At 57.9% G+C, this 13,272-nt stretch carries 15 protein-coding genes and 2 tRNA genes; 10 read left to right on the top strand and 7 right to left on the bottom strand.

The window, feature by feature from the left end:
- The first annotated feature begins 4 nt into the window (after nucleotides 1–4).
- From IV109_RS10985 to IV109_RS10950, 8 genes are all read left to right on the top strand, one after another.
- Entirely contained in the window at nucleotides 5–655 is a 651-nt protein-coding gene (locus IV109_RS10985) for a DNA-3-methyladenine glycosylase 2 family protein (RefSeq protein WP_296696135.1), read from the top strand.
- Nucleotides 656–722: 67 nt separating this feature from the next.
- The gene (locus IV109_RS10980; RefSeq protein WP_296696128.1) at nucleotides 723–1,697 is read left to right on the top strand and encodes an acetyl-CoA carboxylase carboxyltransferase subunit alpha; all 975 of its coding nucleotides are present in this window, start codon (nucleotides 723–725) and stop codon (nucleotides 1,695–1,697) included.
- Nucleotides 1,698–1,700: 3 nt separating this feature from the next.
- On the top strand, nucleotides 1,701–2,651 hold the full coding sequence (gene tilS / locus IV109_RS10975) for a tRNA lysidine(34) synthetase TilS (protein ID WP_296696126.1): 951 nt from the start codon (nucleotides 1,701–1,703) through the stop codon (nucleotides 2,649–2,651).
- 24 nt (nucleotides 2,652–2,675) lie between these two features.
- Complete coding sequence (locus IV109_RS10970; protein ID WP_296696123.1) at nucleotides 2,676–3,944, top strand: aspartate kinase; 1,269 nt, start codon at nucleotides 2,676–2,678, stop codon at nucleotides 3,942–3,944.
- A gap of 39 nt (nucleotides 3,945–3,983) precedes the next feature.
- Nucleotides 3,984–4,076: transfer RNA gene (locus IV109_RS10965), tRNA-Ser, on the top strand.
- 239 nt (nucleotides 4,077–4,315) lie between these two features.
- Entirely contained in the window at nucleotides 4,316–6,112 is a 1,797-nt protein-coding gene (locus IV109_RS10960) for an AMP-binding protein (protein ID WP_296696120.1), read from the top strand.
- Between the two features lie 12 nt (nucleotides 6,113–6,124).
- The gene (locus tag IV109_RS10955; RefSeq protein ID WP_296696117.1) at nucleotides 6,125–6,853 is read left to right on the top strand and encodes a dienelactone hydrolase family protein; all 729 of its coding nucleotides are present in this window, start codon (nucleotides 6,125–6,127) and stop codon (nucleotides 6,851–6,853) included.
- A 93-nt stretch (nucleotides 6,854–6,946) separates the two neighbouring features.
- Complete coding sequence (locus IV109_RS10950) at nucleotides 6,947–7,453, top strand: hypothetical protein (RefSeq protein WP_296696114.1); 507 nt, start codon at nucleotides 6,947–6,949, stop codon at nucleotides 7,451–7,453.
- 38 nt (nucleotides 7,454–7,491) lie between these two features.
- On the opposite strand, the gene IV109_RS10945 is transcribed toward IV109_RS10950, so the two are convergent.
- The 4 genes from IV109_RS10945 to IV109_RS10930 all read right to left on the bottom strand — a co-directional run bounded on the left by IV109_RS10945 (nucleotide 7,492) and on the right by IV109_RS10930 (nucleotide 10,152).
- A complete protein-coding gene (locus IV109_RS10945; protein WP_296696112.1) occupies nucleotides 7,492–7,809 on the bottom strand; it encodes a hypothetical protein in 318 nt (105 codons plus the stop codon).
- A gap of 88 nt (nucleotides 7,810–7,897) precedes the next feature.
- Nucleotides 7,898–8,302, bottom strand: coding sequence for a S4 domain-containing protein (locus tag IV109_RS10940; protein WP_296696109.1), 405 nt, complete (start codon nucleotides 8,300–8,302; stop codon nucleotides 7,898–7,900).
- A gap of 25 nt (nucleotides 8,303–8,327) precedes the next feature.
- Nucleotides 8,328–9,545: a class I SAM-dependent methyltransferase gene (locus tag IV109_RS10935; RefSeq protein ID WP_296696108.1), complete on the bottom strand. Its 1,218-nt coding sequence runs from the start codon at nucleotides 9,543–9,545 to the stop codon at nucleotides 8,328–8,330.
- A 64-nt stretch (nucleotides 9,546–9,609) separates the two neighbouring features.
- Nucleotides 9,610–10,152, bottom strand: coding sequence for a PAS and helix-turn-helix domain-containing protein (locus tag IV109_RS10930; protein ID WP_296696104.1), 543 nt, complete (start codon nucleotides 10,150–10,152; stop codon nucleotides 9,610–9,612).
- Between the two features lie 103 nt (nucleotides 10,153–10,255).
- On the opposite strand from IV109_RS10930, the gene IV109_RS10925 reads away from it, so the two are divergent.
- Nucleotides 10,256–10,963 carry a CoA transferase subunit A gene (locus IV109_RS10925; protein WP_296696100.1) on the top strand — a complete coding sequence of 236 codons (708 nt, stop codon included), beginning with the start codon at nucleotides 10,256–10,258 and terminating at the stop codon, nucleotides 10,961–10,963.
- A 2-nt stretch (nucleotides 10,964–10,965) separates the two neighbouring features.
- A complete protein-coding gene (locus IV109_RS10920) occupies nucleotides 10,966–11,604 on the top strand; it encodes a 3-oxoacid CoA-transferase subunit B (protein ID WP_296696097.1) in 639 nt (212 codons plus the stop codon).
- Nucleotides 11,605–11,609: 5 nt separating this feature from the next.
- On the opposite strand, the gene IV109_RS10915 is transcribed toward IV109_RS10920, so the two are convergent.
- The 3 genes from IV109_RS10915 to IV109_RS10905 all read right to left on the bottom strand — a co-directional run bounded on the left by IV109_RS10915 (nucleotide 11,610) and on the right by IV109_RS10905 (nucleotide 13,268).
- Nucleotides 11,610–12,275: a transferase gene (locus IV109_RS10915; RefSeq protein WP_296696092.1), complete on the bottom strand. Its 666-nt coding sequence runs from the start codon at nucleotides 12,273–12,275 to the stop codon at nucleotides 11,610–11,612.
- A 233-nt stretch (nucleotides 12,276–12,508) separates the two neighbouring features.
- On the bottom strand, nucleotides 12,509–13,042 hold the full coding sequence (locus IV109_RS10910; protein WP_296696089.1) for a hypothetical protein: 534 nt from the start codon (nucleotides 13,040–13,042) through the stop codon (nucleotides 12,509–12,511).
- A 152-nt stretch (nucleotides 13,043–13,194) separates the two neighbouring features.
- Nucleotides 13,195–13,268, bottom strand: a tRNA-Gly gene (locus IV109_RS10905).
- Nucleotides 13,269–13,272: the final 4 nt, after the last annotated feature.

The following is a 13,272-nucleotide window of genomic DNA, read 5'->3' as shown; positions in this document are numbered from 1 at the left end:
GGCCATGGCAGCTACTAAAAAGATAGCTCCGGTACTCGCCACACCCTCTTACTGGGAGGAAGCCTGCAAGCACCTGATGAAAAAAGACCGCGTGATGAAGCGGCTGATCCCCCAGTTTGGCGATGCTTGCCTGCAAACCCGCGGAGACGCTTTCGTTACCCTGGCCCGCAGCATTGTGGGACAGCAGATTTCGGTGAAAGCTGCGCAGACGGTGTGGGACCGGTTTGCGCTTCTTCCTAAAAAGATCACGGCGGCCAACGTATTGAAGCTCAAGGTGGATGACATGCGGGCGGCCGGTCTGAGCGCACGCAAGGTCGAGTACCTGGTCGATCTGGCCTTGCACTTTGACAATGGTGCGGTGCACGTCAAGGCTTGGGAGGAGATGGACGATGAGGCTATCATCGCCGAGTTGATCGCGATCCGCGGCATCGGTCGCTGGACCGCAGAGATGTTTTTGATCTTTCACCTGATGCGTCCCAATGTACTGCCGCTGGATGATGTGGGACTGATCAATGGCATCAGCAAGAGCTATTTCTCGGGTGACGTGGTCAGCCGTAGTGATGCCCGGGAAGTTGCCGCTGCATGGGCGCCGTATTGCAGCGTGGCAACTTGGTATATTTGGCGCTCGTTGGATCCGCTACCGGTGGAATACTGAAACTTTGAGGGACAGAACCCCGCGCCGTGGCGCCAGGTTCTGTTCCGAAACCTGAAGAGGAACGTCTGTGGCCAAGAAAATTTTTCTCGATTTCGAGAATCCCATTGCCGAACTCGAAAACAAAATCGAAGAGTTGCGTTATGTGCAGACCGAGTCTGCCGTCGACATTTCCGCTGAAATCGACCAGTTGGCCAAAAAGAGCCAGCAACTGACCAAAGACATCTACAGTGACCTGACGCCGTGGCAAATCACCAAGATTGCCCGCCATGCCGAGCGTCCTTACACGCTGGATTACATCAACGAAATCTTCACTCATTTTGTTGAGCTGCACGGTGACCGGCACTTCGCCGATGACCTCAGCATTGTGGGCGGTCTGGCCCGTTTCAATGGAACGCCCTGCATGGTCCTGGGCCAGCAAAAAGGACGTGACACCAAAGAACGCGGCTTGCGCAACTTCGGCATGAGCAAGCCCGAGGGCTATCGCAAGGCCTTACGCCTGATGAAGACGGCTGAAAAGTTCAAGCTGCCAGTTTTCACGTTTGTGGATACGCCAGGCGCTTACCCGGGCATTGACGCCGAGGAGCGTGGCCAGTCGGAAGCGATCGGGCGCAACATCTTTGAGATGGCGCAGCTCGAGGTCCCGATCATCACCACCATCATCGGCGAAGGCGGTTCGGGCGGCGCCCTGGCGATCTCCATTGCGGATCAGGTGTTGATGCTTCAGTATTCGATCTATTCAGTCATCAGCCCGGAAGGCTGCGCCTCCATTCTCTGGAAAACCTCCGAGAAGGCGCAGGAAGCTGCTGATGCGCTGGGCATCACGTCGCACCGCCTGAAGGCGCTCGGCGTGATTGACAAGATCGTCAACGAGCCCGTGGGCGGTGCGCACCGCGACCATAAACAGATGGCGGCTTTCCTCAAGCGCGCCTTGAACGACGCCTTCCGCCAGGTGAGCGACCTCAAGGTGAAAGAGTTGCTTGATCGTCGCTACGACCGCTTGCAGAGTTATGGCCGTTTTACCGATACCAAGGCGGCCAAGTAGCGTGTGACTGCCACGCTGTCCGAGGCTGTTGCTGCGTTTTCGCCTGCGTTGCCGTTGGCGGTGGCTTACAGCGGTGGCGCAGATTCAACCGCCTTGCTGCTGGCCTGCGCACAAAAGTGGCCCGGGCTGGTCCATGCGGTTCATATTCACCATGGCTTGCAGGCCGCCGCAGACGACTTTGAGCACCATTGCCGCGCGTTTTGTCTTCAGCATCAGGTACCACTGATCGTGAAACGGGTGGATGCCCGCCACACGTCAGGTCAAAGTCCGGAAGATGCGGCGCGCCGCGCCCGGTACAAGGCTTTTGAGGCTCTGTCCAGCGAAGAATATCAACATCTAGCTATTAGAAATGTAGCAATTGCACAACACGCCGATGATCAGGTGGAGACGCTGCTGTTGGCGCTGAGTCGCGGAGCGGGTTTGCCGGGTTTGAGCGCCATGCCAGCCAAGTGGACCCGTGCGGGGCTCTACTACCACCGGCCCTTGCTGCGTGTGCGGGCATCCGACATCCGCGCCTGGTTGGTGTCCCGTGGCGAGGTCTGGATTGACGATCCGACCAATGCCAACGAGCAGTTCACCCGCAATCGAATTCGCGCGCAATTGCTGCCTGCATTGGAAGCCACTTTCCCGCATTTTCGCGACACGTTTGCGCGAAGCGCCGCCCATGCGGCACAGGCGCAAGAAGTGTTGCTGGATGTGGCTGAGCAAGATTTGGCGCTGATTGGTGTCCCACCGCTGATTGCTCAAATTCATCGGCTGACGCGCGCCCGGCAGGCCAATGTGCTGCGCTATTGGCTTCATCAAACCTATGGCGCGGTGCCCAGTGCTGCACAACTGGCGGAGCTGCTGGACCAAATCGCTGCCTGCACCACCCGGGGGCACCAGATTCGCATCAAGGTGGGGAATGGCTTTGTGGAACGCCAGGGCTCTGTGCTGCATTGGTACAATCCCTAGGTTTTGCTCTAAAAAATTTTTCCAATGGCATTGATCGTTCATAAATACGGCGGCACCTCGATGGGCTCTACCGAGCGCATCCGCAATGTCGCCAAACGCGTCGCCAAATGGGCGCGCGCTGGCCACCAGATGGTGGTCGTGCCCTCCGCCATGAGCGGGGAAACCAACCGTTTGCTGGGTCTGGCCAAGGAGTTGGCCCCAAGCAAAGCTACGGATGCCTACAGCCGCGAGCTGGACATGCTGGCCGCCACGGGCGAGCAGGCCTCCAGCGCTTTGCTGGCGATTGCCTTGCAGGCTGAAGGCATGGAGTCGGTGAGTTACGCCGGCTGGCAAGTGCCGATTCGCACCAACAGCGCTTACACCAAGGCCCGCATCGAGTCGATTGATGACGCGCGCGTGCGCACTGATCTGAATGCTGGCAAGGTGGTTATCGTGACCGGCTTTCAAGGTCTGGATGAGTTGGGCAACATCACCACGCTGGGGCGCGGCGGATCGGACACTTCCGCCGTCGCAGTAGCGGCTGCCATGAAGGCTGAAGAGTGCCTGATCTACACCGATGTGGATGGTGTCTACACCACCGACCCGCGTGTCGTTCCCGAAGCGCGTCGCCTGAAAACGGTGAGCTTTGAGGAAATGCTGGAGATGGCCTCCATGGGCTCCAAAGTGCTGCAGATCCGCTCGGTGGAGTTTGCGGGCAAATACAAGGTGAAGCTGCGCGTCCTGAGCAGCTTTACACCGTGGGACATTGATATCAACGAGGAAGCCGCTTCCGGCACCCTGATTACTTTTGAGGAAGACGAACACATGGAGCAAGCCATTGTTTCCGGCATTGCATTCAACCGCGATGAAGCCAAAATCTCCGTGTTGGGTGTGCCCGACAAGCCTGGCATTGCATACCAGATTCTGGGTGCGGTAGCCGATGCCAATATCGAAGTGGATGTGATCATCCAGAACATCAGCAAAGACGGCAAGACCGACTTCAGCTTCACGGTCAATCGTGGTGACTACGCCAAGACCGTGGATTTGCTGCGTGACAAAGTACTTCCCAGCCTGGGTGCGCAAGAGGTGGTTGGCGATACCAAGATCTGCAAGGTGTCCATCGTCGGTATCGGCATGCGCAGCCATGTGGGCGTTGCCAGCAAGATGTTCCGCGTGTTGAGCGAAGAGGGCATCAACATCCAGATGATTTCCACTTCCGAAATCAAGACCTCTGTGGTGATTGACGAAAAGTACATGGAGCTGGCGGTGCGAGCTTTGCACAAGGCTTTTGATCTGGACCAGCCACCAGCTTGAAAAAACACCGCAGAGTCGTGAGATAATGCGGCCTGTTCAGGAAACGTGACCGAGTGGCCGAAGGTGCTCCCCTGCTAAGGGAGTATGGGGTGTAGAGCCTCATCGAGGGTTCGAATCCCTCCGTTTCCGCCAAATGAGAACCCCAAGCAAGTCATTGCTTGGGGTTTTTTCATTTTCAGGATCAGAACTGGACTGACCATGATCCAGAGTCTGTCCCGGCTGCGACAGAATTCTCGGGCGTGGCCGCTTTCTTGCTGGATGAGCGGCTTTACTATCTGTTGCAACAAGCACCCCTTTGAGGTGAGGCCTTCGGTGAGACATGATTTGCCGCAGGAGACAGTTCAACCAAGCATTCCAACGCGAGTACGTCCATGTCCAGTTCCCCGTCCCGCAGCCCCTTGAGTGAAATCCCCATGCGAACGCTTGATCGGCCCGAGGCGAGCATTGATTTGCGCGAAGCGAGCGACGGTACGGTGTACCTGGCCTGCGGCATTGCGTACCAGGACGGTTTTCCCTCGCTCGTTGATTATCTGGAGCAGGCCACGCAATTGCGTCCGGACAGCACTTTTTTGGCGGAGCGTGACGCCGACGGTCAGTGGTGCCGTCTGAGTTACCGGGATGCGTGGCGCGATAGCGGCGCGATCGCCGCGTGGTTGATCGCCCATGAATTCGGCCCGGGTGGCCCACCGGTGATGATTCTTTCGGAAAACAGCATTCAACATGCGCTTCTGACGCTGGGCGCATTGCGCGCCGGTGCAGCAGCTGTGCCGGTGTCACCCACGTTTTCTCTCAGCAGTGACATGTCGCGTCTGGCCTATGCGCTTGATCTCATTGAACCCGGGTTGGTTTTTGCGACGGATGCTACACGCTATGGCGCGGCACTTGCCTTTTCGCAAAAGCCCGGCCGGCATATTTGGGGCGGGCTTGATCTGAGCGCGTGTCTGGGTGAGTTCAACGAAGCACAGGTATTGGCGCGGCGCAAGGAAATCAAGCCTGACACCATCGCCAAAATACTGCTGACCTCGGGTTCGACTGGCCGACCCAAGGGGGCGGTCAACACGCATGGCAATCTGGTGGCTGCGGTGCAAATGATTCGCCAGATCAGCGAGCCGTTCAATCCTGAGCGCACGCACACCATCGTGGACTGGCTGCCGTGGCATCACACTTTTGGGGGCAATTCGCAGTTCAATGGCGTGCTGGCGCTTGCTGGCACTTTGTACATTGACAACGGAAGGCCCTTGCCGGGAGAGTTCCAGGCCACTATTGAAAATCTTCGTGAAATCTCGCCGACCAGCTTTGGATGTGTGCCCGCAGCCTATGCGATGCTGGCCGAGGCGCTGGAGCGAGACGCGGACCTTCGGGACAAGTTCTTCAAAAATATGCGGGGCCTGTCCTACGGCGGTGCACTGTTACCCCAGCCCCTGTGGGAGCGCATGCAGCGGGTGGCCACGCAGGCGCTGGGCGAGCGGCTGCCGTTTGGCACCGGCTGGGGCATGACAGAGACTTCAGCAACCGGCGTTGCTGTGTATTGGAACGTTGAACGTACCGGGCTGGTCGGCTTGCCCCAGCCAGGTGTTACTTTGAAGCTGGTTCCGTCCGACGACCGGATGGAGTTACGCATCAAAGGCCCGCAGGTGATGCCCTGTTACTACCGCGCACCGGAATTGAGCGCTGCGGCATTCGACGAGGAAGGCTATTTCAAAACGGGTGATGCCGTGCGCTGGATGGATGCAGATCGGCCGATCGACGGATTGGCGTTTGCCGGTCGCATTGCCGAGGACTTCAAGCTGCTATCCGGTACCTGGGTGCAGGCCAGCATCATTCGCCGCGATTTGGTTGAAGCCCTGCAGCCCTATGTTGCCGACGCGGTCATCTGCGCACCGGACCGACCCTGGCTGGGTGCATTGGTTTGGCTCAATGTGACCAACAGCGACACCGCGCGTGAGGCGCTCGCAGAGAAACTTTCGGTGTTCAACGAAGCTCGCCAAGGCAGCAGCGCGCGCATTGCACGGTTGCTGGTTCTTGCAACGCCACCATCTCCGCAAGCCGGTGAAATTACCGACAAGCGTTCCATCAACCAGCGGCGCGCCATCGAAATTCGCGCCAACGATGTGGCTGCGCTGTACGCGGAGCCTGTCCATTCAAGTGTCATTCTTGTGCAGCAATAACTGGAGTCGTCAATGATTGATCGCGAAATCGATATCACCACGCCTGATGGCCTCATGAACACCTTCATCACACATCCCGAGGAAGGTGGGCCACACCCGGTGGTTATTTTCTATATGGATGCGCCGGGCAAGCGCGAAGAGTTGCACGATATGGCGCGCCGGCTCGGTAGTGCGGGGTATTACGTGATCCTGCCGAACCTCTATTACCGGCGTGATCGTGATTTCCGAATGGGCACCGGCGACGAAGCCCGCAAGCTCATGTTCGAGCACATGGGCTCTTTGAACAAGCCCAAAATCCTGACCGACACCGCAGCGCTGCTGGCGTTTGTGGACCAGGACCCGGCCGCGAAGGCCGGCAAGGCAGGGGTGGTCGGCTATTGCATGAGTGGTCCGTTTGTGTTTTGGGCCGGGGCGCAACACCCGGACAGAATTGCGGCCGTGGCCTCCTTTCATGGCGTGCATTTATGTACCGAAGAGGCTGACTCGCCGCACCGCACAGTGGATCGCATTCAGGGGGAGGTTTATGTGGGCTGCGCGCAAACCGACGTCTGGGCGCCCAGCGAGATGATCGCTGCACTGGATGCCCACCTGCGGACCACCCGCCTGCGCTACCGGATCGAAACCTATGCCGATACCCAGCATGGTTTCGTTTTTCCGCTGCGACAGGGCATGTACCAGAAGGCCGGCGCGGAACGACATTGGGAACGATTGCACGCGCTCCTGCAGCGCAATCTCGTCTAGTCAGTCCTGTCGGCATTTTGTTTTGGGCGCCGGACAAGGGCGGGGCCTGCAGTGCAGCGGGTAAGATAGCCCGCACAAATACACGAGGAAACCATGTCCAGAGCACTCAAAATTCTAATGTTCATCTACTTTGTGGTGTTCTTCACCACGGGTACCTTTTTGGTACTGATCGTGAACTCGACTGAGAACTCCCCGCTATGGATTGGCATGCTGGCGCGTAACCACGGTATCGTGTTTGTGTGGCATCTGACCTGCTGGATGGTCATGGGCATGTTTTCCAACTACTACTGGGACTTGTTCAATCTGGGCAAAGGCTTGGAGTCGGTGCAAGTGGAGCGCATCGTGCTGCCTCTTCTGGTGTCACCAATTGTGTTTTACCCAACCTATAACTTGTGGCTTTCGTCGAGTTCGCAAAGCTACCTGCTGTTTGAAGTGATTGCGTTCCAGGGTGGATTTTTTTGGCATGCGTTGTTCACCAAAGCCAAGCCGATCGAGCAGAGCACATCAACCCCGTGGGTCGTCAATTACGGTGGTGGCGGGCGTATCAAGGCGAAGGCGTCAGCCACCAACGCGCCATCAGGGCAGGATCTGGGTCATTAGAGCCGCCGCTTTGGGGTTGGTCCGCTGTAAAGTGAGGCCTATTTTTGCTGCACTTCGTGCAAATTGGTCAGGTTGATCAACGCAGCCAGAATTTCGGGTTTGAATCCGATCCGTGCCCTGCCAATGCCATCGCCGCCGCTAAGAATCAGGTTTTGCAGGTATTCGACGCAGTCACGGTGACCCCAGAATACCGAGATGGCCTTGGCAATACGCTCGTGCTGACGGTTGATGAGGGCCATTTCGTGATCGATGCGAACTTGTCGGGGAAATTCATGCAAAGGCATCGGCCGGGTGGCGGCTTCCTCCGCTTCGTGAATCAGGTCGGGAAAACCAACGAATTCATCCTTTTTTTCCATGTTGCCTCTTTTGGACTGGGATCGACCGCAGTATGGCTGGGTCGGGGGATATTTGCAATATTCTGAAATTCGTGGGGTTTTCGGCCACTCACGGGTCAATCGATGCACTCCACCGGTTGTCCCACGTCTTTTCGAGGTGACGCCTGTCGCGTTTGGTGGGGCGTCCGTGTTCCATGGCCTGCGCCGGCTCCGTCCCTAATTTTCGCTGCTCGGCGGCATGTTCCCGCTTCTGGATGCTTTCAGGTGTTTCGGTATACAGCTGTTGTGCAACGCTTGCGGGGCCGCGCAATTGGCTGATGCCCATCACGATGACGGTGCGTACCACGGGACCCTGGCGAATTTCGAAGGTATCTCCTACCTTGACTTCGCGGGACGGCTTGGCAATTTGTGCGTTGGCCAGAATGCGTCCCTTGACGATCTCCCCGGTGGCGAGAGAGCGCGTCTTGTAGAAGCGCGCAGCCCACAACCACTTGTCTATGCGAACCTGTTCCATCGATGTGAGTGGGGCGGTTGGCTGATTAAACGGCCGCCAGTCGCCACAGCGAAGTGACCTCACGCGAGCGGGCTTCGTGCAATGCATCACCAGCCTCAGAGGCTTTGGGGTGCTGCGGCTTGGCATCGATTCGGCTTACTACCCTCAAACCGTTTGCCTCAAATGCCGCCAACAGTTCGTCACGTGTGCGCAAGCCCAGGTGCTCGGCGAGGTTGGACAAGATAAGCCAGCCTTCCCCTTTGGGAGCCAGATGGGTGCTCAGGCCCTTGAGAAAGCCAAGCAGCATGCGGCCACCCTCATCGTAAACCGCGCGTTCAATCGGGGAACTGGGCCGCGCCGGCAACCAGGGTGGATTGCACACGATGAGCGATGCGCGACCCTCGGGAAACAGATCAACCTGCGCCACCTGCACTTGGTCTTCCAGGCCCAAGCGGGCCAGGTTGTCTCGCGCACAGGCCAGCGCGCGTGGGTCCTGATCGGTGGCGATCACTTGCTGGACACCGCGGTGGGCGAGCACGGCGGCCAGCACACCCGTGCCGGTGCCGATGTCGAATGCCACCAGCGAGGTCTGGCCGGAAGGGGGTTTGGGCAAGTGCGCGGTGGCGACCAGATGGATGTATTCCCCCCGCACGGGTGAAAACACGCCGTAATGCGGGTGAATGCGGTTGTTCGGGCCTTCGCCCAGTGCCGGGATTTCAACGCCTACCCTGCGCCATTCGTGCGCGCTGGTGATGCCCAGCAATTCGCGAAGTGATGCGACTGAAGCGCCTGCGGCCGTGTCTACGGGGCCCCACGCTGCCGCACACGCGGCTTGAACGTCAGGGGCGCGGCGCAGCGGAATACTGAAGTCGGCATTGAAGGGGATCAGCAACATGCCCAGCATGCGTGCCCTTTGTGACTGAGCCAGGCGATGCAGGTGAAATGCGTCCGCAATCGGCACTTCCTGGCTTGCCTTTTTCCGCTTGCGTGCCGGTACATTGTCAGCACGCCGCGCCAGTGCCTTGAGCAACTGACGGGCGTTGTGAAAATCGCCGCGCCAGAGCAGCGCTGTGCCCTCGCAGGCCAATCGGTAGGCCGTGTCTGCCGTGGTGGTGTCGTCGGCGAGGACTACTTTTTTGGGTGGCGGAGCACCGCGTTCAGAACGCCAGAGTGCGCTGCAATCTTCACCGGCTTCTGTCCAGTGGATGGTGGGCAGGGCAGGGGCAGCGGCATCGGTGCTTGTCGCAGATTTTGAATTGGGCATCGGGTTCGGTACAGGTGTAAATGGGGTAATCGGTTCTTTTAACAGATTGATGGCTTCTGCGGCTTCAGCCTGCCATCAGCCGGTGCACAAGGTCGCCGGTATTGGAGGCTTTGTACTTTCGCATCAGACGGGCGCGGTAGATCTCGACCGTTCGGTGGCTGATGGTCAGCACCTTGCCGATTTCCTTGCTTGTCAGGCCATCCATCAGGTGCGCGGCAACCTCGCGTTCCCGCGCTGTCAATTCGGCCTTGACCGGGCGACGGGAGCTCAGGTCTTCAAAAGTCCAGATGCCAGCTTCGTGAGGCGCGCTCTGGTTGAGTGCCCGACCGGTCACGTGACACCAAAAAGTCTCGCCGCTGGCGCGTTTCATGATGCGGTCGTCCGCGTAGGTGCCGTTGCGGTTCAGAAAGGGTGCGATACGTGTGCCGGTGCGCTCAAACTCAAGCGCGCTGGGATAGAGCACCTGGAAGGACTGGCCCACCAGCAATTCACGTGAGGCACCGAACATTTCGCACAGGTGGCGGTTGCAGTCCACAATAGCGCGATTGCGGGAGAGGACCAACCCCACGGGAGCCTGCTCGAATGCGAGGCGGTAATCAATGTCCATGGTGTCGTTGGCTGTCAACTGTTAGGGTTTGTACTTTACGAAAAACTACGTAGTCGTTTAAGTATTATCGTTGGTGAATTGTTTCTTTGAAGGAGAAAATGAAGTGAACAAAATTTACCCAAGCGCAGCGAAAGCTTTGGAAGGCGTTGCCCGGGATGGTTTGCTGATGGCCGTTGGCGGTTTTGGCCTGTGCGGTATTCCTGAGGCCCTGATCGACGCCTTGCGCGACAGCGCCGTCAAAGACCTGACCGTTATTTCCAACAATGCGGGTGTGGATGGCTTCGGGTTGGGCAAGCTGCTCGAAACCCGTCAGATCAAGAAAATGATTTCCAGTTATGTGGGCGAAAACAAGGAGTTCGAGCGGCAATACCTGGCCGGTGAACTTCAACTGGAGTTCACGCCACAGGGTACGTTGGCCGAGAAGCTGCGCGCGGGGGGTGCGGGCATCCCGGCGTTTTATACCCGTACGGGCGTGGGCACACTCGTGGCCGAAGGCAAGGAAACCCGGGAATTTGACGGTCACGTTTATGTGATGGAGCATGCTCTGGTGCCGGATGTGTCGCTGGTGAAGGCCTGGAAGGCGGACAAGAGCGGCAACCTGATTTTCCGGCGTACCGCGCGCAACTTCAATCCGGCGGTGGCGATGGCCGGCAAGATCACGGTGGTCGAAGTGGAGGAAATCGTGGAGGTGGGCACATTTGATCCTGACGCAGTGCATTTGCCAGGTATTTACGTGCACCGGATCGTGCTCAACGCGACGCCCGAGAAGCGCATCGAGAAAAGAACCATCACCGAGAAAGCAGGAGTCTGATCATGGCCTGGACACACGACCAAATGGCGGCCAAGGCCGCGCAAGAACTGCAAGATGGCTTCTACGTCAACCTGGGCATTGGTTTGCCAACCCTGGTGGCGAATTTCGTCAATCCGGACATCGAGGTGTGGCTGCAAAGCGAGAACGGCATGCTGGGTATCGGACCGTTTCCGACCGAAGATGAAGTCGATGCGGACCTGATCAACGCGGGCAAGCAGACCGTGACGACGATCCCGGGCTCGTCCATTTTCGGCAGCCACGACAGCTTTGCCATGATTCGGGGCGGCAAGATCAACCTGAGTATTCTGGGTGCCATGCAGGTGAGTGAAAAGGGCGATCTGGCCAACTGGATGATTCCGGGCAAGATGGTCAAGGGCATGGGCGGCGCGATGGACCTGGTAGGCGGCGTCAAGAGCGTGGTGGTCCTCATGGAGCATGTCGCGAAGAAGAAAGACGGCACCTTCGACCTGAAGATATTGCCGACCTGCACGCTGCCTCTCACGGGGGTTGGTGTGGTGGACCGCATCATCACCGATCTGGCGGTGCTGGATATTACGCCGCACGGTCTCAAGGTGGTGGAGATGGCGCCTGGTGTGACGCGGGAAGAACTGCAGGCCAAGACTGGCGTGCAACTGCACTGAAGCGGCTAGTTCATGAGCCAGGAAATACGCGAAAACTCTTTTTGGAGTTGATCACGTACTTCCTGGTCAAAATGCGCCAGGCTGTCTTTATCCCGCAGCTCATTCACTGAGATGCGTGGGCCCTTGCACGCGAAAAGAATGCTGTTGCTTTTTTCTTTGGATGCAATCTCCATGAGGTTGCCCTCAAAGGCATTCCTGATGCGATCTGTGAACGTCGCATGCTCGGGATGATCGTGGTGCAAGTTGGCGACCATGATTCCTCGGGGCGAGAGAGCCAGGTAGCAGTCTTCGTAGAAATCTTGGGAACACAAGCTGGCTGCTTGTCCTTGACAGTCGAAACCATCCACCAGGATCACGTCAAAGCGGGGCTGTATTTGTGATGTTATTTGCCTCACGAAATCAGCACCATCCGCACAGTGGACACTGATCCGGTCCGGATCATCAGGTACTTGAAATTCCGCTCGCAGTGCGATGACATGGGGGTTGATTTCAACGACGGTCAGTTGCGTGGCGGGAAGATGGCGATAGCAAAACTTGAGCAGGGAGCCGCCGCCAAGGCCAATCATGGCGATGTGGGCCGGTTCCCGGTTGAACATCAAGAAGCCCATCATGGTGCGCGTGTAATCGACATCCAGATGTGTGGGCCGCTGGCTGCACATGCGGCTTTGCAACTGGTCCAGTGTGAAATAGAGCGATTTGTGCCCCTCAGCCGTAAATACAAACGGGAGTTCCGCCGTTGATGCGCCGGGGGCAGCGGTCAATGCAGGGACTTGAATACTTTTTTTCATGCCGCAAGGAAACCGGGCTTGGGTGAATCGACGACCGATCATATCGCCAAAGAAAAAGGGTGCTGGCAGCTTCAGCTACCAGCACCCTCAAGTCAATGCAACGAGCGATTTTCAGTTCATGCCGCTTTCTTGGCGCGTGCGGTTTTTGCTTTTGCAGCAGGCTTGGCGACAGGCGCCTTGGCTTTGGCGGGCTGACCGGCAACGCGGCGGACCAGCAGGCTCGACTGCTTTTCGATCTTGTCGGCGACCTTGCTGACAGCTTCTGCGGCCGGAATGGCTGCCGTAGCGAGGGTATGCAGCGCCGTTACGCCGGTTGCTTTCTCGAAGCGGCTGGCGTTTGCAGCGACCTGGGTCACGCCTTTTTCAGCCAACTCAACGACCTTGCCCACCACGGCATCAGCACCGTCGGTTGTGGCGGAAATGCCCTTGCTGTAGAAACCGCTGAGTTTCTTCTGAGCGGACAGGGCGTTGGCGCGAACTTCGGCACTCAGGCGTGCGGACGACTTGCCAACAGCGAGTTCCCAGCGCTGATCAACGAAACCCACCATGCGCTCGCCGCCGGTGCGGTACGCGTTGATCACATTCTTGGCTGTATTGCCATAAGACTCGATAACGTTGGTGGTGACGGTGGAGAGGTTCCTGGATGTCATGGTGATTCCCTTTGAAGTGAAAAAATTGGGTGACCGCAGCTTGCACGAAGTGCATCAATCGAGTCATGAGTGGGATTCTCCTGATTCGACCTAGTAGCGGCACCTTAATTCCGGCGCAAAACCTAGGGTGTGCTGTCTAAGAGCGGGAATGTTGGAGCGGGTGAAGGGAATCGAACCCTCGTATGAAGCTTGGGAAGCTGCCGTTCTGCCATTGAACTACACCCGCAGCG

This window comes from Rhodoferax sp. (assembly GCF_018780565.1).
In the GTDB taxonomy this organism is placed as follows: domain Bacteria; phylum Pseudomonadota; class Gammaproteobacteria; order Burkholderiales; family Burkholderiaceae_C; genus Rhodoferax.
The sequence above is the reverse complement of the archived record's forward strand: the minus strand, read 5'-3'. Positions and strand labels throughout refer to the sequence as shown.